The sequence below is a fragment of the Micromonospora sp. C31 genome, from assembly GCF_018070575.1.
Classification (GTDB): Bacteria; Actinomycetota; Actinomycetes; order Mycobacteriales; family Micromonosporaceae; genus Micromonospora.
This window is the reverse complement of record NZ_JAGPXN010000003.1, coordinates 224,430-240,528: the sequence shown is the minus strand read 5'-3', so window position 1 is coordinate 240,528 and position 16,099 is coordinate 224,430. Positions and strand designations below refer to the sequence as shown.

The 16,099-nt window shown below is 74.4% G+C and carries 16 protein-coding genes; 6 read left to right on the top strand and 10 right to left on the bottom strand.

The window, feature by feature from the left end; genetic code table 11:
- Positions 1–15 precede the first annotated feature (15 nt).
- A complete protein-coding gene (locus tag KBX06_RS07725; RefSeq protein ID WP_210833526.1) occupies positions 16–624 on the top strand; it encodes a TetR family transcriptional regulator in 609 nt (202 codons plus the stop codon).
- Between the two features lie 28 nt (positions 625–652).
- Here the strand turns inward: KBX06_RS07725 and KBX06_RS07720 are convergent, their stop codons facing one another.
- The 3 genes from KBX06_RS07720 to KBX06_RS07710 all read right to left on the bottom strand — a co-directional run bounded on the left by KBX06_RS07720 (position 653) and on the right by KBX06_RS07710 (position 5,324).
- Complete coding sequence (locus tag KBX06_RS07720; RefSeq protein WP_210833525.1) at positions 653–1,411, bottom strand: DUF2470 domain-containing protein; 759 nt, start codon at positions 1,409–1,411, stop codon at positions 653–655.
- A 109-nt stretch (positions 1,412–1,520) separates the two neighbouring features.
- The gene (locus KBX06_RS07715; RefSeq protein WP_210833581.1) at positions 1,521–3,248 is read right to left on the bottom strand and encodes an ABC transporter ATP-binding protein; all 1,728 of its coding nucleotides are present in this window, start codon (positions 3,246–3,248) and stop codon (positions 1,521–1,523) included.
- Between the two features lie 201 nt (positions 3,249–3,449).
- Positions 3,450–5,324 (bottom strand): ABC transporter ATP-binding protein, encoded by a 1,875-nt coding sequence (locus KBX06_RS07710; protein ID WP_210833524.1) that lies wholly within the window; start codon positions 5,322–5,324, stop codon positions 3,450–3,452.
- 147 nt (positions 5,325–5,471) lie between these two features.
- On the opposite strand from KBX06_RS07710, the gene KBX06_RS07705 reads away from it, so the two are divergent.
- The 3 genes from KBX06_RS07705 (at position 5,472) to KBX06_RS07695 (ending at position 9,145) form a co-directional block, all read left to right on the top strand.
- Positions 5,472–6,101, top strand: a complete 630-nt coding sequence (locus KBX06_RS07705; protein ID WP_210833523.1) for a TIGR03085 family metal-binding protein — start codon at positions 5,472–5,474, stop codon at positions 6,099–6,101.
- Positions 6,102–6,224: 123 nt separating this feature from the next.
- Positions 6,225–7,178, top strand: a complete 954-nt coding sequence (locus tag KBX06_RS07700; protein ID WP_210833522.1) for a terpene synthase — start codon at positions 6,225–6,227, stop codon at positions 7,176–7,178.
- Positions 7,179–7,318: 140 nt separating this feature from the next.
- A complete protein-coding gene (locus KBX06_RS07695; protein WP_210833521.1) occupies positions 7,319–9,145 on the top strand; it encodes a long-chain fatty acid--CoA ligase in 1,827 nt (608 codons plus the stop codon).
- 88 nt (positions 9,146–9,233) lie between these two features.
- On the opposite strand, the gene KBX06_RS07690 is transcribed toward KBX06_RS07695, so the two are convergent.
- Positions 9,234–10,691 carry a PLP-dependent aminotransferase family protein gene (locus KBX06_RS07690; RefSeq protein WP_210833520.1) on the bottom strand — a complete coding sequence of 486 codons (1,458 nt, stop codon included), beginning with the start codon at positions 10,689–10,691 and terminating at the stop codon, positions 9,234–9,236.
- A 58-nt stretch (positions 10,692–10,749) separates the two neighbouring features.
- Between KBX06_RS07690 and KBX06_RS07685 the strand changes: the two genes are divergently transcribed.
- Positions 10,750–11,406, top strand: a complete 657-nt coding sequence (locus tag KBX06_RS07685) for a YitT family protein (RefSeq protein WP_210833519.1) — start codon at positions 10,750–10,752, stop codon at positions 11,404–11,406.
- A gap of 149 nt (positions 11,407–11,555) precedes the next feature.
- Entirely contained in the window at positions 11,556–12,017 is a 462-nt protein-coding gene (locus tag KBX06_RS07680; protein ID WP_210833518.1) for a hypothetical protein, read from the top strand.
- A 99-nt stretch (positions 12,018–12,116) separates the two neighbouring features.
- Here the strand turns inward: KBX06_RS07680 and hisF are convergent, their stop codons facing one another.
- From hisF to priA, 6 genes are all read right to left on the bottom strand, one after another.
- The gene (gene hisF / locus KBX06_RS07675) at positions 12,117–12,884 is read right to left on the bottom strand and encodes an imidazole glycerol phosphate synthase subunit HisF (RefSeq protein WP_210833517.1); all 768 of its coding nucleotides are present in this window, start codon (positions 12,882–12,884) and stop codon (positions 12,117–12,119) included.
- Between the two features lie 95 nt (positions 12,885–12,979).
- Positions 12,980–13,981, bottom strand: a complete 1,002-nt coding sequence (locus KBX06_RS07670) for an NADP-dependent oxidoreductase (RefSeq protein WP_210833516.1) — start codon at positions 13,979–13,981, stop codon at positions 12,980–12,982.
- Positions 13,978–14,403 (bottom strand): organic hydroperoxide resistance protein, encoded by a 426-nt coding sequence (locus tag KBX06_RS07665; protein WP_247685465.1) that lies wholly within the window; start codon positions 14,401–14,403, stop codon positions 13,978–13,980. The genes KBX06_RS07670 and KBX06_RS07665 overlap by 4 nt, the downstream gene beginning before the upstream one ends.
- A 5-nt stretch (positions 14,404–14,408) precedes the next feature.
- Positions 14,409–14,852, bottom strand: coding sequence for a MarR family winged helix-turn-helix transcriptional regulator (locus KBX06_RS07660; protein WP_210833514.1), 444 nt, complete (start codon positions 14,850–14,852; stop codon positions 14,409–14,411).
- A gap of 128 nt (positions 14,853–14,980) precedes the next feature.
- Positions 14,981–15,370, bottom strand: coding sequence for a RidA family protein (locus tag KBX06_RS07655; RefSeq protein ID WP_210833513.1), 390 nt, complete (start codon positions 15,368–15,370; stop codon positions 14,981–14,983).
- On the bottom strand, positions 15,367–16,092 hold the full coding sequence (priA, locus tag KBX06_RS07650) for a bifunctional 1-(5-phosphoribosyl)-5-((5-phosphoribosylamino)methylideneamino)imidazole-4-carboxamide isomerase/phosphoribosylanthranilate isomerase PriA (protein ID WP_210833512.1): 726 nt from the start codon (positions 16,090–16,092) through the stop codon (positions 15,367–15,369). The genes KBX06_RS07655 and priA overlap by 4 nt, the downstream gene beginning before the upstream one ends.
- Between the last annotated feature and the right edge of the window lie 7 nt (positions 16,093–16,099).

The following is a 16,099-nucleotide window of genomic DNA, read 5'->3' as shown; positions in this document are numbered from 1 at the left end:
AAGCGAAGGGTGGCGATGGCGCGGCGGACCGGACGACGCCCCGGGAACCCGGACACCCGGCAGGCCATCCTCGACGCGGCCCGCGCCGCCTTCGCCGAGCGGGGCTTCGACGGGGCCTCGATCCGGGCCGTCGCCGCCGCCGCGCAGGTCGACCCGGCGCTGGTGCACCACTACTTCGGCAGCAAGGACCGCCTCTTCCTGGCCGCGATGCACGCGCCGGTCGACCCCGCCGAGCTGCTGCCGAGCGTGCTGGCGGGCGACCGGGCGGGTCTCGGGGAGCGGTTGGTACGCACCTTCCTCGGCGTCTGGGACTCCCCGGCCGGCACCGCCGGGGTGGCCCTGCTGCGCTCGGCGGTGAGCAACGAGTGGACCGCCCGGCTGCTGCGCGAGTTCCTGGTCACCCAGGTGCTGCGCAGGGTCCTCGACCAGCTCGACGTCGATCCGGCCGAGCTGCCGCTGCGCGGCTCCCTGGTGGCCAGCCAGATGATCGGGCTGGCCGTGATGCGGTACGTGGTCCGGCTGGAGCCGGTCGCCTCGGCCGCCCCGGAGACGCTCGTCACGGCGGTCGGGCCCACGGTGCAGCGCTACCTGACGGGCGACCTCGCCGAGGTCTTCGCCGGCTGACCGGGCGGCCGTGGCCGGTGCCCGCCGGTCAGGCGTGGTCGGCGTGCCGGGGCGAGGCGTGCCGGCCGACCAGTGGGTGCAGCAGCCGGGTCAGCTCCGCCCGGCAGTCCAGCGGACGGGGGAACGCCAACCGGACGCGCCGCCGGGCGCCGGGCCGGCCGTGGGTGACCAGCAGGCCGTACCGGTCGATCCGGACCACCCGGGGCGCGGCGTCGGGGGCGTCGTCGGCGAGGCCGAGCTGGCGGCCCAGGTAGCCGGCCACCTCGGCGGCGTGGTGGCCGGCGAGGTCGGCCAGCAGCTCTGCCTCGACCGCGTGCAGCGGGTCGGGCTCCGCCTCGGCGTACGCCTCCGGGTCGACGCGGCGGACGGTGTCGCCGCGTTCCCAGCGGGCCTCGACCACCTCGAAGCGGTGCAGCCGGAACCGGGTGCCGACGTCGAGCAGGTCACCGGCCGGCTCGACGTCGGCGAAGTCCAGCGCGGCGCGGCGCTCCTCGTCCCCCGCCAGGCGGGCCGCCCAGCCGGAGACCCAGGCCCGGCCGAGGCTCGGCGCACCGGCGGCGGGCGGCAGGTCCAGCACGTCCAGCACGAGCGCGACCGCGGCTTCGCCGGCGGCGGGACGCAGCGCGGCGGCGAGGTCGCTGACCACCGGCACCAGCAGCAGCACCCGACCGTCCGGGTCGGTCACGTGCCGGACCTGATGCGGGCCGGGCCGGTGCGCGACGTGGGCGATGCCGGGCAGCCGGCCCGCGACGAGGGTACGGACGATCTCTGCCGGGCTGGGCCGCATGAACCGCTCCTTCGTAGGTTAGCCTTACCTAACTCGGAGACTAGAGCACCGGAACGGTGACGTCCAGCGTGCCGGAACTGCGGATGACGTTGCTGCGCGACTCGTCCGCTCAGCGGGTCTGCTCCAGCCAGGAGGCGTAGAGCAGGCCGTAGACCGACTCCGGGTCGCGGACCAGCTCGTCGTGCGGACCGCGCTGCACGATCCGGCCCCGGTCCACCACGATCACCTCGTCGGCGGCCTGCGCCGTGGAGAGCCGGTGCGCGATCGCGAGGGTGGTGCGCCCCCGGGTCACCGCGTCCAGGGTGCGTTGCAGCCGCACCTCCGTGGCCGGGTCGACCGCGCTGGTCGCCTCGTCCAGCACCAGCAGATCCGGGTCGGCGACGTACGCGCGGGCCAGCGCGACAAGCTGCCGCTCCCCCACGCTCAGCGCCTCGCCGCGCTCCCCCACGCAGGTGTGCAGACCCGACGGGAGCGCGTCCAGCCAGTCGGCCAGCCCCAGCTCGGTGAAGGCCGCCGCGAGCTGCTCGTCGGTCAGCTCCGGGCGGGCGAAGCGGACGTTCTCCGCCACCGTGGCGTCGAAGAGGAAGCCGTCCTGCGGCACCATCACCACCCGCGACCGCAGCGAGGCGAACCGGACCCGCTCCAGCGGCACACCGGAGAGCAGCACCTGGCCTGCGGTCGGATCCATCAGGCGGGTGAGCAGCTTGGCGAAGGTGGTCTTGCCGCTGCCGGTCTCCCCCACCACCGCCACCCGGCTCTTCGCCGGAATCTCCAGGCTGACGTCGTGCAGCACGGGCGGACCCCCCGGATACGCGAAACGCACCCCCGCGAAGCGGATGTCCAGCGGGCCGGCCGGCAGTTCGCGCCCCTGCTCGCCCGGATCGGCGACGTCGGGCTCGACGTCCAGCACGTCCAACACCCGACGCCAGCCCGCGATGGCGTTCTGCGCCTCGTTGAGCACCTCGGTGGCGATCTGCACCGGCTGGATGAAGAGCGTGACCAGGAAGAGGAAGGCGGTCACCTCGCCGATGCTCAGGGTGCGGTCGGCGCCGAGGGTCACCCCGAGCACCACCACGCCGGCCAACGCCAGCCCGGCGGCCAGCTCGCCGACCGAGCTGCCCATGACGCTGATCCTGATCGCCCGCTGCTGGGCCCGGCGCTGGCCGTCGATCGCCTCGTCCAGCCGGCGGGCCGTCCGGCCGGAGATCCCGTACGCCCTGATCACCGGCGCACCGACCACGCTCTCCCCGATCGCGCCGAGCAGCGCCCCCGTGCGCTGCCGGACCACCCCGTACGCCCCGGCGAGGCGGCGCTGGAGCCGCCGGATCACGAACACGGCGGGCAGGAAGGCGGCGAAGACCACCAGGGTCAGCTGCCAGGAGTACGCGAACATGACCAGCGTGGTGACCGCCAGCTGACCGAGATTGATCACCAGGATCACGCCGCCCCACTGGAGGAACTGGGTGATCTGGTCGACGTCGCTGGTCACCCGGGAGACCAGCGAACCGCGCCGCTCCGACTGCTGGTGCAGCATGGACAGGTCGTGCACGTGCCGGAACGCCCGGATCCGCACGTTGGCCAACGCGGTCTCGCTGACCGTGAAGAGCCGGCGCATCATCAGGTACCCGCAGAGCGTGGTCACCACCAGCACCGCGGCGGTGACGGCGACCACCGTCCAGATGACGCCCAGGTCCAGGCCGTCGACGATGCCGTTGTCGATGCCCTGCTGCACCGCCACCGGCACGGCCGCCCGGCCGACCATGTAGACCAGGGCCAGGCCGAGCGTGCCGGCCAGGCCGACCCGCAGCTCCGGGGAGAGCGCCAGACCGCGGCGCATCGTCTGCCAGGTCGTCTCGGGTGGCTCAGGTGCCTCGGCCGTCTCGACGGTCGCGGTCTTCCGTGCCGTGTCGGTGGTGGTGGTCACCGGGCCCGCCCTTCGTTCGCGACTGCGGGGCTCCGCTGCGCTGCACTCCTCGCGCTCACCGCAGCCACCCTTCGTTCGCGACTGCGGGGCTCCGCTGCGCTGCACTCCTCGCGCTCACCGGTCCACCTCGATCTTCAGGCCCGACGTCACCGGGGCAACCTCGTCGTACGTCTCGTCCTTGGCGGGGTCGACCTCGGCCTGCTCGTAGGCGGTGACCAGGTCGGCGTAGCCCGGCACCGTGGCCAGCAGCTCGGTGTGCCGGCCGCGGGCGAGCACCCGGCCCTGTTCCAGGTAGACCACCTCGTCTGCCAGCGCGATGGTGGCCCGCCGGTAGGCGACCACCAGGATCGACGCGGCCGGTGCCCCGGCCGCCGACGAGCGCAGCCCGGCCAGGATGGCCGCCTCGACCCGGGGGTCGACCGCACTGGTCGCGTCGTCGAGGACCAGCAGGCGTGGCCGACCGGCGAGCGCGCGGGCCAGGGTGAGCCGCTGCCGCTGACCGCCGGAGAGCGAGGTGCCCCGCTCGCCGACCATCGTGTCGAGGCCGTCGGGCAGGGCCGCGACGAAGCCGTCCGCCTCGGCCAGCCGCAGCGCGGCCCAGACGTCGTCGTCGCCGATGCCCGCCCGGTCCAGGGCGACGTTGGCGCGCACCGTGTCGTCGAAGACGAACGGCACCTGGGCGACCAGCGCGGCCGTGCCCGTCAGCGAGGCGGCGGTGAGCCGGCGGACGTCGACCGAATCCAGGCACACGGTGCCGGCCAGGGGATCGACCAGCCGCACGGCGAGCGCGGCGATCGTCGACTTGCCGGAGCCGGTCGGCCCGACCAGGGCGACGGTCTTCCCGGCCGGCACGGTGAAGGAGACCTCGCCGAGCACCTCCGTGCCGGGCAGGTGCGCCTCGGCCGGCTCGTAGCCGAAACGCACGCCGGTGAACGTGAGGCTCGCCGGCCGGGGCTCCGACACGTCGAGCGTCGTGTCGCCGTACGGCATCCTGCCGGTGGCGTCGAGCACCCGGCTGACCCGGTCCCAGCCGGCGACGCTGCGCGGCAGCTCGGCCAGCACCCAGCCGATGGCACGCACGGGGAACGCCAGCACCGTGAAGAGGAAGGCGACGCTGATCAGCTCGGCGACGGTGATCGCGCCCTGCCGCAGCCGGATCGTGCCGACCACCAGCACGGCGAGGGTACCGAGGCTGGGCAGGGTCTCCAGCAGCGGGTCGAACACGCCGCGCAGCCGCCCGACCGCCACCAGCGAGTCGCGCAGCTCACCCGCGCGGGCGGCGAACCGGTCGGTCTCCTGCGCCTCCCGGCCCATCGTCTTGACGACCAGGGCGCCGTCGAAGCTCTCGTGCGCGATGCCGCTGACCTCGGCGCGCAGCCGCTGGGCCCGGGCCTGCCGGGGGGCCATCCGGCGGGAGTAGGCGACGTTGAGCGCGAAGAGCGCCGGGAAGACCGCGAGGCCGACCAGGGCCAGCGCCCAGTCCGTGACGAAGAGCGACGCCACCGCGCCGACCAGCATCACCAGGGTGCCGACCGCGAACGGCAGCGGGGCGATCGGGTACCAGGCGGCCTCGACGTCGGAGTTGGCGTTGGACAGCAACGTGCCGGTGGCGTTGCGGTGGTGCCAGGCCAGCGGCAGCTCCAGGTAGCGGCGGGTGACCCGGCGCCGGTAGGCGGCCTGGAGGCGGTACTGCATGTAGCCCGCGCCGAGCCGGCGGCCGAAGATGCCGGCCACCCGCAGCACGCTGATGCCGAACAGCGCGACGGCGGCCAGGGCGAGCCCACCGACCCCGACCGCGCCGCGCTCGATCGCGGGCACCACCACGTCGCCGACCACGGCACCGACCACGAAGGCGCTGGCCACCGTCATGGCGCCGAAGAGCACGCTGCTGCTCACCGCGACCGCGAAGATGCGCGGCTCCTCCCGGATCGCCCGCCCGAGGACGGCCAGCCCTCGCACCAGCACGTCCCGACTTGTCCTGCTCGCCACGCTCTCCCCTGCCGTAAGCCGCAATTATCCTCCTCATCCTTACCGTTCGGGGCCGGCTCCGCCGCCCCGGACCGCTATGTCCACCGTCACGACGGCCCCGGCCCGCTCGGCGCGCCGATCGGCTCGTCCGCGCCTACGATCGGTGTCATGCCGCGGTACGCCCGAGCGGAGCGCGAGGCGCTCGCCGACCTGATGCAGACGCTGGGACCGGAGGCGCCCACGGTCAACGACGGGTGGACCATCCGCGACCTCGCCGCCCACCTGGTGCTCCGGGAACGCCGGCCCGACGCCGCCGGCGGCATCGTGCTTCCGCCGCTGCGCGGCCACGCCGAGCGGGTGCGCCTGCGCATCGCCGCGCGCGCCTGGCCGCGCCTTCTCGACGAGGTACGCCGGCCGCCGGCGTGGAGCCCGGTCAGCAACCCGGTCACCGACGAGCTGGCCAACACGCTGGAGTTCTTCATCCACCACGAGGACGTGCGCCGCGCCCGCCCCGACTGGCTCCCACGCGACCTGGCGGCAGGGCTGAACGCGGCGCTGTGGAAGCGGTGCGCCGGGCTGGCCCGGCTGGCGCTGCGCCGGTTCCCGGCCGACGTCCTCGTCCAGGCTCCCGGCTACGGCGAGCTGCACGTGGGCCGGGGCGGCGATTCCGTACGGGTGGCCGGTGCGCCGGGCGAGCTGGCCCTGTTCCTCAGCGGCCGGCAGCGGGTGTCCCGGATGCAGATCGACGGGCCGGCGGCGCTGGCCGACCGGCTGCGGGGCACCGACCTGGGCATGTGACGCACTGCACGCAAACGGTCACAGCGCAGCGTGAGCAGGCGCCTCCCCAACGATCGCGACCGATCCCTGCTCCCGTACGCTGTCCCGCGCGATCCCGGGTGGGACAGCGCGACAGGGGGCACCATGCGGACCTTTGCGGTCTCGGCGCTACGGGAACCCCCCTTTCCCGAGCGCCAACACGACGCCACCGAGCGGGTGGCGCGGGAGAGCACGGAGTGGGCGCTCGGCCACGGACTGATCAGTAACGGGCACGGGCTGCACCGACTACACCGGGCCGACGCCGCCGGACTGGCCGGGCGGGCCTACCCGGACGGCCCGGTCGACGGGTTGCGGCTGCTCGCCGACCTGATCTCCTGGCTGTTCGTGATGGACGACGCCTGCGACGAGGACGGCCTCGGCGCCTCCCCCACCCGGCTGGCACCGACCGTCGCCGCCCTGCTGGACGTGCTCGACGGGCAGGGCGGTCGGGCCGACGGGCCGGTGACCGCGGCCGGGCCGCTCGGCGAGGCGCTCGGCGACCTGTGCCGGCGGGCCCGCGCCGCCGGCGGGCCGACGGCGCTGCTGCGCTTCGCCGGGGAGGTGCGGGAGTATCTGCTGGCGCTGCTGTGGGAGGCGGCCAACCGGGAGCACGGGCGCGTGCCGGGGCTGGCCGAGTACGCCCAGATGCGCCGGCACACCGGCGCGGTCCACCCCAGCTTCACCCTGACCGAACTGGCCGGCGGGACTCCGCCGGGCGCGGCCCACCGCACCGAGCCGTCGCTGGTCGCCCTCGACCTGCTCGCCGCCGACCTGGTCTGCTGGTGCAACGACGTCTTCTCGTACGGCAAGGAGCACCTCAGCCGGCCGGACGCGCACAACCTGGTCGCGGTGCTCGCCGCGGGGCGGACGGACGGCGACGAGTCGGCGGCGCTGCGGGCGGCGGCCGACCGGTTCAACGAGGCCCTGTCGACCTACCTGGCGACGGAGACGGCACTGCTCACCGTCGGCGACGACGGTCTGCGGACCGCCCTCACCGCCCGGCGCAACTGGATCCGCGCCACCTACGACTGGTCGCTGCGGGCGGCCCGGTACGCCTGAGCCGGGCGTTCCATCTGCCGAGCCGTGGCCCAGCCGTGATCGACAGGGCTAGCCGATGGCCGGGCGCAGGCAATACCCTTCGGTAACGAACGCCGACGTGACCGCTGTCACGTCTCCACCCCCCGAAGGCGGCTACAGCGATGGCTCTCGATGTACCGTACCGTTCCATCCCCGACATGTTCCTCAAGCGCGTGGCGGCGTCCCCCGACCGTGACGCTTTCGCCCACCCGGCCCCCGACGACTCCGGCCCGGTCTGGCTGAACTGGGAGCAGATGGCCCGTCGCGCCAAGGCGGTCGCCGCCGGGCTGCACGGCCTCGGTGTCGGCCTGGAGGATCCGGTCGCGATCCTGGCGAACACCCGGCTCGAATGGGTGATCGCCGACCTCGGCATCATGTGCGCCGGTGGCGCGACCACCACCGTCTACCCGACCACGGAGCCCGACGACGCGACCTACATCGTCGCCGACTCCGGCTCCCGCGTGCTGTTCGCCGAGGACCCGGCCCAGGCCGCCAAGATCGCCGGCGCCGACCTGCCGGCGCTGACCCACGTCGTGCTCTTCGACGGCGCCGCCGACCCGGCCGCCGCCGTCCCCCAGCTCACCCTCGCCGAGTTGGAGGAGCAGGGCGCCCGCGCCCTTGCCGCCCAGCCCGACCTGATCGACACGCTGGTCGCCGGGATCGGCCCCGACCACCTGGCCACCCTGATCTACACCTCCGGCACCACCGGCCGCCCGAAGGGCGTCGAGCTGCTGCACGGCGGCTGGTGCTGGGAGGGCGTGGCGCAGGCCGAGCTGGGGCTGCTCCGCGAGAACGACCTGCAGTACCTCTGGCTGCCGCTGTCGCACTCGTTCGGCAAGACCCTGCTCTGCGGGGCGATCCACGTGGGCCTGCCGACGTACGTCGACGGCCGGGTCGACAAGCTGGTCGAGCTGCTCTCGGTGATCCGCCCGACGCTGATGTGCGGCGCGCCCCGGGTCTACGAGAAGGTCTACAACAAGGCGGTGACCACCGCGCAGGCCAGCGGCGGCGCGAAGGCGAAGATCTTCGCCTGGGGTGTCCGGGTCGGTACCGAGAAGGTCGCCCTGGAGCAGGCCGGCAGGCCCGTCCCGACGGGGCTGAAGCTGAAGTACACGGTGGCCGAGAAGCTGGTGTTCAGCAAGCTCCAGGCCCGCCTCGGGGGCCGGATCCGGGTCCTCGTCTCCGGCGCCGCCCCGCTCAGCCCGGAGATCGCCACCTTCTTCGCCGCGGCGAACCTGCCGATCTCCGAGGGCTACGGCCTCACCGAGACCAGCGCCGGCAACTTCGTCAACCCGCCGGACGGGCTGCGGATCGGCACCGTCGGCAAGGCGATGGGCGACCTGGAGTGCCGGATCGACACCGACGGAGAGATCCTGGTGCGCGGCCGGCCGGTGATGCGCGGCTACCACAACCTGCCCGAGGAGACCGCGGCCGCGTTCACCGAGGACGGCTTCTTCCGCACCGGCGACATCGGCACCCTGGACGCCGACGGCTACCTGAAGATCACCGACCGGAAGAAGGACCTGGTCAAGACCTCGGGCGGCAAGTACGTCGCGCCTTCGCACATCGAGGGGCTGTTCAAGGCGACCTGCCCGTACACCTCCCAGGCGGTGGTGATCGGCCAGGCCCGCAACTACTGCACGATGCTGGTCACGCTGGACCCTGAGGCGATCAAGGGCTGGGCCGTCGGCACCCCGTTGGAGGGCCGCGACTACACCGAGATCGTCTCCTCGCCGGAGGCGAAGGCCATGGTCGAGGGTTACGTGGCCGAGCTCAACGCGAAGCTCAACCGCTGGGAGACGATCAAGAAGGTCGCCATCCTGCCGCGCGACCTGACCATCGAGGACGGGGAGATCACCCCGTCCCTGAAGATCAAGCGCCGCGGCGTGGAGAGCAACTTCGCCGGCGAGATCGAGAAGATGTACGCGGGCTCGCTGGCCGAACTCTGAGCATGCGACGCCGGTGACCCCGCGCTGCGGCGCGGGGTCACCGGCGTCCGGGGCAGGGCCGGGGGCGGGCAGCGAACGCCGGCCCCCCTCAGGCGATGACCGTCGGCTCCCGCCACTGCGACCGACCGCCCCGGTCCAGGTCGTAGCGGACCGCCGCGATGCGCCCGACCGCCTCGACCAGGTCGGCGGCCGGGAGGGTGAACGGCAGTCGCAGGAAGCGTTCCAACGTGCCGTCCAGGCCGAACCGGGGGCCGGGTGCCAGGCGTACGCCGACCTCCTCGGCGGCCCGGGCCAGCGCGCTGGAGATCGGGCCGTCGAGCTCGGCCCAGAGCGTCACCCCGCCGTGCGGGACGGTGACCCGCCACTCGGGCAGGCGCTGCGCGAGCGCGGCGAGCAGCGCGTCGCGCTGAGCGGTCAGCTGGGCCTGGCGGGCGGCGACGATGGCCGGCGCGTCGGCGAGCAGGTGCACCGCGACCAGCTGGTCCAGGACGGGGCTGGCCATGTCGACGCCGACGCGGGCGGCGGCGAGCCGCTGCACCTGCGGGGCGGAGGCCCGGACCCAGCCGATGCGCAGGCCGCCCCAGAAGGGCTTGCTCATCCCGCCGATGGTGATGACCCGGGAGTGCCGGTCGAAGCTGGCGGTCGGCGGGGGCAGCACGGTCCCGTCCAGCGGCAGGTCCACGAAGGACTCGTCGACGACCAGGTCGGTGCCGACGGCGTGCGCCGTGGCCACCACCCGTTCCCGCAGCGCCGCCGGCATCAGGTGGCCGGTCGGGTTCTGGAAGTCCGGGATCAGGTACGCCAGCTTGGGCCGCGCCTGCCGGAGGCCGCCGAGCAGCAGGTCGGCGTCCCATCCGGGCTCCTCGACGGCCAGACCGTGGGTGGTGATCCGGGCCCGGCGGGCGGCCAGCGCGGCCAGCGCGTTCGGATAGCTGGGCGCCTCGACCAGCACGTTGCCGCCGGGGGCCAGGGCCAGCCGGAGCACCAGGTCGAGGGCGTGCTGGGTGCCGTTGGTGACCATGATCTGGTCGGGCGAGGTGGGCAGGCCCCGGGCGGTGTAGGCGCGGGCGACCGCCTCGCGCAGCTCGATGATGCCGGTCGGGTGGTAGCCGGCGCCGCCCAGGTAACGGGGCAGGTCCTCGGCCGCCGCGCGGGCGGCCGGCAGCAGCTCGGGCGGTGCGGCGAGCGCGGCGACCCCGAGGTCGATCATGTCGCGGTCGTCCAGCGGGGTCCAGAGCCCGGTGCTCGCCACCCGGTGGGTGCCCGGGAGCATCGTCCAGCTGCCGGCCCCCCGCCGGCTGGCGAGGTGCCCGCTCTCCCGCAGCTCCCGGTACGCGGCCGTGACCGTGGTCCGGCTGATCTTCAGCGCCTCGGCCAGCTCCCGCTCGGCGGGCAGCCGCACGCCCAGCGGCAGCCGGCCGTCGGCGAGCAGCCCGCGTACGGCACCGGCCAGGGCGGCGTAGTCGGGGCTGCGGCGGCGGCCGGGAAGGGCATGCCACTGGCCGAGGAGCCGGGCCAATTGCGCACCCCTAACCTGACTCGTCATGGCCACTCTCCCCGGATTGGCTCTTACGCTGCGCTAATTGGCCTTTAGCGTGGCATGGGTGACACCGATTGGCAATCTCCGACATCGTTCCGTGCGGCGGCTCAGCCAGCTCTACGCGGGCCTCGTCCTCTACGGCGTGAGCATGGCCCTGATGATCGAATCGGGGCTGGGGCTCGACCCGTGGGACGTGTTCCACCAGGGCCTGTCCGAGCTGACCGGCCTCTCCTTCGGCATCGTCACCATCGCGGTGGGCGCGCTGGTGCTGCTGCTCTGGATACCCCTGCGCCAGCGCCCCGGCCTCGGCACGGTCAGCAACGTCCTGGTGATCGGGCTGGTGGTGGACGCGGCGCTCGCGCTGCTGCCGGGCGGCGGGCCGCTGGGCGTACGGGCCGGGATGCTGGTCGCCGGCATCGTGGCCAACGGGGCGGCGACGGGGCTCTACATCGGCGCCCGCCTCGGGCCCGGCCCCCGCGACGGCCTGATGACCGGCTACGTCGCCCGCCGGCCCGGCCGCTCGATCCGGCTCGTCCGCACCGTCATCGAGGTCGCGGTGCTGGCGCTGGGCTGGCTGCTGGGCGGCACGGTGGGCGTCGGCACGGTCGTCTACGCGCTGGCCATCGGCCCGCTGACCCAGCTCTTCCTGCCGCTGTTCACCGTCGCCGGGCCGAAGGACCGCCCCACTGCGGGCCCGGTCGCGCCGCTCCCCACGGCCTGACCCGCGCGCCGCCCCCGGGATGGCGGCGGACCCGGCCGGGCGCACCGCCCCAGTGCCACCCCGAGCCGCGTCCGAGCCCACCCCTGTCCCGGGGACACGGGCCGGACGCCGGTGTTCCCTTCGGACGCCACGCCCGGCAGAATCCTCGCATGGGGGAGAACGGATGGCGCTGGAGCGATGCCTGGATCTTCGTCTCGGTGGTGATCGCCAGCGGTGCGGGACGGCACCGCCGCGCGGCGACCAGCCGCCGCCCCGAGGGCGTACGCCTCGCCGACGTGCTCTCCACCGCCGACCACCTCAACCAGGCGATCCCCGAACGGCACGAGGTGGAGGCGGCGGTCCGTCGCCTCGTCGGGGCCGGGCTGGTCAGCGTCACCGACGGCTGGTTCCGGATCACCGCCGACGGTGAACGCCTCTGGCGCACCCGGCCGAGCGCCGGGCTGGCCACCACGGTGGACACCGTGCAGGGGGTGCTGGTGCGGCGGCACGCCCCCGTCAGTGCGGAGTGGCAGCTGGAGGAGGCCGACCACGCCGCCGCCGTCCAGGAGTACGTGGTGCGGTCGATCCCGGCGCCGCGGCGTTCGCCCGAGAACCGGTCCCGCCGCGACTGAGCGGGCACCGACGGGCCGGGCAGGCCGGAGGGACCGGGCGGATCACGCGGGCCGGAGGGACCGGGCGGATTGCGCCGGCCGGCCAGATCACGCGGGCGGTCAGCGGACGGGGTGCCCGGCCCCGCGCAGCGCGTCCTTGACCTCGGCGACGGTCAGCTCGCCGAAGTGGAAGACGCTGGCGGCGAGCACCGCGTCGGCGCCGGCGCCGATCGCCGGCGCGAAGTGCGCCACCTCGCCGGCGCCGCCGCTGGCCACCACCGGAACGTCGACCACCCGGCGCACCGCGCCGATGAGTTCCAGGTCGAAGCCGGCCTTGGTGCCGTCGGCGTCCATCGAGTTCAGCAGGATCTCGCCCGCACCCAGCTCGGCGCCGCGGCGGGCCCACCCGACCGCGTCGAGCCCGGTGCCGCGCCGGCCGCCGTGGGTGGTCACCTCGAACCCGCTGGGCGTGCCGCCTCCGGGCGCGCGCCGTACGTCCAGCGAGAGCACCAGCACCTGCCGGCCGAAGCGGTCGGCGATCTCGGCGATCAGCTCCGGGCGGGCGATCGCGGCGGTGTTCACCCCGACCTTGTCCGCGCCGGCGCGCAGCAGGGTGTCGACGTCGGCGACCTGCCGGACGCCGCCGCCGACGGTGAGCGGGATGAAGACCGACTCCGCCGTGCGGCGGACCACGTCGAGCATCGTGCCCCGGTCGCTGGAGGAGGCGGTGACGTCGAGGAAGGTCAGCTCGTCCGCGCCGGCCCGGTCGTACGCCGCCGCCAGCTCCACCGGGTCGCCGGCGTCGCGCAGGTCGAGGAAGTTGACCCCCTTGACCACCCGACCGGCGTCCACGTCGAGACACGGGATGACCCGCACCGCCACCGTCATGCCGCGAGCCTATCCTTCCCGGTCCCGGCGGTGACCGGCCGGTGAGGCCGGCCACCGCGTAGCGGGACCCGTGGCGCCAGGAGCGGCGCTTCCGGTCACACCCGGACGAGCATCTTGCCGAGGTTCTCGCCGCGCAGCAGGCCGAGGAACGCCTCCGGGGCGTCCTCGATGCCGTCGACGACCGTCTCGTCGTAGGAGACCTTCCCGTCGCGCAGCCAGCCGGCCATCTCGCGGACGAACTCGCCGCGCAGGTGGCCGTGGTCGCCGACCAGGAAGCCGCGCAGGGTGAGCCGCTTGCCGATGACCAGCGCCAGGTTGCGCGGCGCGGCCGGGGGCTCGGTGTCGTTGTACTGCGCGATCATGCCGCAGATCGCGGCCCGGCCGTGCACCCTCATCGCGGAGATCGCCGCCTCGAGGTGGTCGCCGCCGACGTTGTCGAAGTAGACGTCGACGCCGTCGGGCGCGGCGGCCTTCAGCGAGTCGCGTACGGGCCCGTCGTGGTAGTCGAACGCGGCGTCGAAGCCGAGCGCGCGCAGCCGTTCGACCTTGGCCGCCGAGCCGGCGCTGCCGACCACGCGTGCCGCGCCCCTGAGCTTGGCGATCTGGCCGACCAGGCTGCCCACCGCGCCTGCGGCGGCGGAGACGAAGACGGTCTCCCCCGGCTTCATCCCGGCGACCTCCAGCAGCCCGGCGTACGCGGTCAGGCCGGTCATGCCCAGCACGCCCAGGTAGGCGGTGACCGGGGCGAGGTCGGGGTCGACCTTCCGGGCGGCCTTCGCGTCGAGCAGCGCGTACTCGCGCCAGCCGAGGCCGTGCAGCACGGTGTCGCCGGGCCGCAGGCCCTCGGTCTCACCGGCCACGACCTCGCCGACCGCCCCGCCGTCCAGCGGCGCGTCGAGCGCGAACGGCGGCACGTACGACTTGACGTCGTTCATCCGGCCCCGCATGTACGGGTCAACCGACATGTACCGGTTGCGGACCACGATCTGACCCGGGCCGGGGGTCGGCACGTCGGTCTCGACGAGGCGGAAGTTGTCGGCCGTCGGCCAGCCCTGCGGGCGGGAGGCGAGGTGGATCTCGCGGTTGCGGGTGCTCACAGCGCCTCGCGTACGGTGAGGGCCACCTCGACGTTGCCGCGGGTCGCGTTCGAGTAGGGGCAGACTCGGTGCGCCTGCTCGACGACCTGCTCGGCGGCGGCCCGCTCGGCGGCCGGGAGGTCCACCAGGAGGGTGACGGCCAGCCCGAAGCCGCCGCTGCCGTTGGCACCGATGCCGACCTCGGCCTCGACGACCGAACCCGAGACGTCGACCTTGGCCTTGCGGGCGACCAGACGCAGCGCCGAGTGGAAGCAGGCGGCGTAGCCGGCCGCGAAGAGCTGCTCGGGGTTGGCGGCGCCGCCGGCGCCACCCATCTCCTTCGGCACGGCCAGATCCAGGTCGACGGTGCCGTCGGAGGTGCGGACGTGGCCGTCCCGACCGTCCCCGGTGGCCCGGGCGGACGCGGTGTAGAGCACCTGCATGATGGTCACTGCTCCTTCTGTCGGTGGATCGTCTCGGTGACCCGGGTGAGGGTGTCGCGCAGGGCGACCAGCTCCGCCTCGGTGAGGCCCGTGGCGAGCGCGACCCGCAGCGGCACCTCCGCCATCCGGTGCCGCAGGGCCCGCCCGTCGCCGGTCAGGCCCACCTCCACCCGCCGCTCGTCGCGCGCCGACCGGGTCCGGACGACCAGCCCCGCCCCCTCCAGCCGCTTGAGCAGCGGGGAGAGCGTGCCGGAGTCCAGCCGCAGCGCGGCACCGAGCTCGGAGACCGTGGGGGCGTCGTCGCGCTCCCAGAGCACCAGCAGCACCAGGTACTGCGGGTAGGTCAGACCGAACTCGTCGAGGACGGGCCGGTAGACGTCGGTGAGGGCGCGCGACGCGGCGTAGAGCGCGAAGCACACCTGCCGGCGCAGCACCAGATGGTCGGTCACCGGGAAACCGTAGCGCGCAATTGTATTGCGCACAACCGATCGGGGTGGGCGGTGACCGCCGCTACCGCCGCCCCGACGGGACGCGACCACGACCGCCGCCACCGCCGCCGACGCCACCGCCGACCGGTTCAGCGGTCGCCGAGATAGGCCTCCAGCTCCACCTCGACCAGGTGGTCCGGGTGCAGCAGGCCGGCCACCACCACCATGGTGGCCGCCGGGCGGACCGCGCCGAAGACCGCGTTGTGCGCCCGGCCCACCTCGTCGGCGTACGTCCGGTCCGTCACGTACATCCGGGTCCGCACGACGTCGCCGGGCTCCGCGCCCACCTCGGCCAGCGCGTCCAGCCCGATCCGCAGCGCCTGGGCGGTCTGCGCAGCCGCGTCACCGACGTGGGTGACCGTGCCGTCCACCGTGGAGGTGCAGCCCGCCGTCACGGCCAGGTCGCCGGCCCGGACCACCCGGCAGTAGCCGTACAGCGACTCCCACGGGCCGCCCGAACCGAGCCGCGTGACGGTCACGCCGCGGCCAGGGTCTCCAGCGCCTGCGCCACCGTGAAGGCGCCCGCGTACAGCGCCTTGCCGGCGATCACGCCCTCCACCCCGAGCGGCTCCAGCGTGGCCAGCGCCCGCAGGTCGTCCAGCGTGGAGACCCCGCCGGAGGCGATCACCGGGGCGTCGGTGCGGGCGCAGACCTCGCGCAGCAGGTCCAGGTTCGGCCCGCGCATGGTGCCGTCCTTGGTGATGTCGGTGACGACGTAGCGCGTCGCACCCGCCTTGTCCAGCCGCTCCAGCACCTCGAAGAGGTCGCCGCCGTCGCGCGTCCAGCCCCGGGCCGAGAGGGTACGACCCCGCACGTCCAGCCCGATCGCCACCCGGTCGCCGTACTCCCCGCACACCCGGTCGCACCAGACGGGGTCCTCCAGGGCGGCGGTGCCGATGTTCACCCGGGCCGCGCCCGTGCCGAGTGCGGCGTGCAACGACTCGTCGTCGCGGATGCCGCCGGACAGCTCCACCTTCACGTCGAGCTGCCGCACCACCTCGGCCAGCAGGTGCGCGTTGGAGCCCCGGCCGAACGCGGCGTCGAGGTCGACCAGGTGGATCCACTCGGCGCCGTCCCGCTGCCAGGCCAGCGCGGCCTCCAGCGGGTCGCCGTACGTCGTCTCGCTGCCGGCGGCGCCCTGCACGAGCCGGACGGCCTGGCCGTCGGCGACGTCCACGGCGGGCAACAGGGTGAGGCTCACGGTGTTT

What these genes read in the sequence shown, in the direction of transcription:
- KBX06_RS07725 (WP_210833526.1), top strand. Translation starts at nt 16, where the DNA reads ATGGCGCGGCGGACCGGACGACGCCCCGGGAACCCGGACACCCGGCAG.
- KBX06_RS07720 (WP_210833525.1), bottom strand. Translation starts at nt 1,411, where the DNA reads ATGCGGCCCAGCCCGGCAGAGATCGTCCGTACCCTCGTCGCGGGCCGG.
- KBX06_RS07715 (WP_210833581.1), bottom strand. Translation starts at nt 3,248, where the DNA reads ATGCGCCGCGGTCTGGCGCTCTCCCCGGAGCTGCGGGTCGGCCTGGCC.
- KBX06_RS07705 (WP_210833523.1), top strand. Translation starts at nt 5,472, where the DNA reads ATGCCGCGGTACGCCCGAGCGGAGCGCGAGGCGCTCGCCGACCTGATG.
- KBX06_RS07700 (WP_210833522.1), top strand. Translation starts at nt 6,225, where the DNA reads ATGCGGACCTTTGCGGTCTCGGCGCTACGGGAACCCCCCTTTCCCGAG.
- KBX06_RS07695 (WP_210833521.1), top strand. Translation starts at nt 7,319, where the DNA reads ATGGCTCTCGATGTACCGTACCGTTCCATCCCCGACATGTTCCTCAAG.
- KBX06_RS07690 (WP_210833520.1), bottom strand. Translation starts at nt 10,691, where the DNA reads ATGACGAGTCAGGTTAGGGGTGCGCAATTGGCCCGGCTCCTCGGCCAG.
- KBX06_RS07680 (WP_210833518.1), top strand. Translation starts at nt 11,556, where the DNA reads ATGGGGGAGAACGGATGGCGCTGGAGCGATGCCTGGATCTTCGTCTCG.
- hisF (WP_210833517.1), bottom strand. Translation starts at nt 12,884, where the DNA reads ATGACGGTGGCGGTGCGGGTCATCCCGTGTCTCGACGTGGACGCCGGT.
- KBX06_RS07665 (WP_247685465.1), bottom strand. Translation starts at nt 14,403, where the DNA reads ATGCAGGTGCTCTACACCGCGTCCGCCCGGGCCACCGGGGACGGTCGG.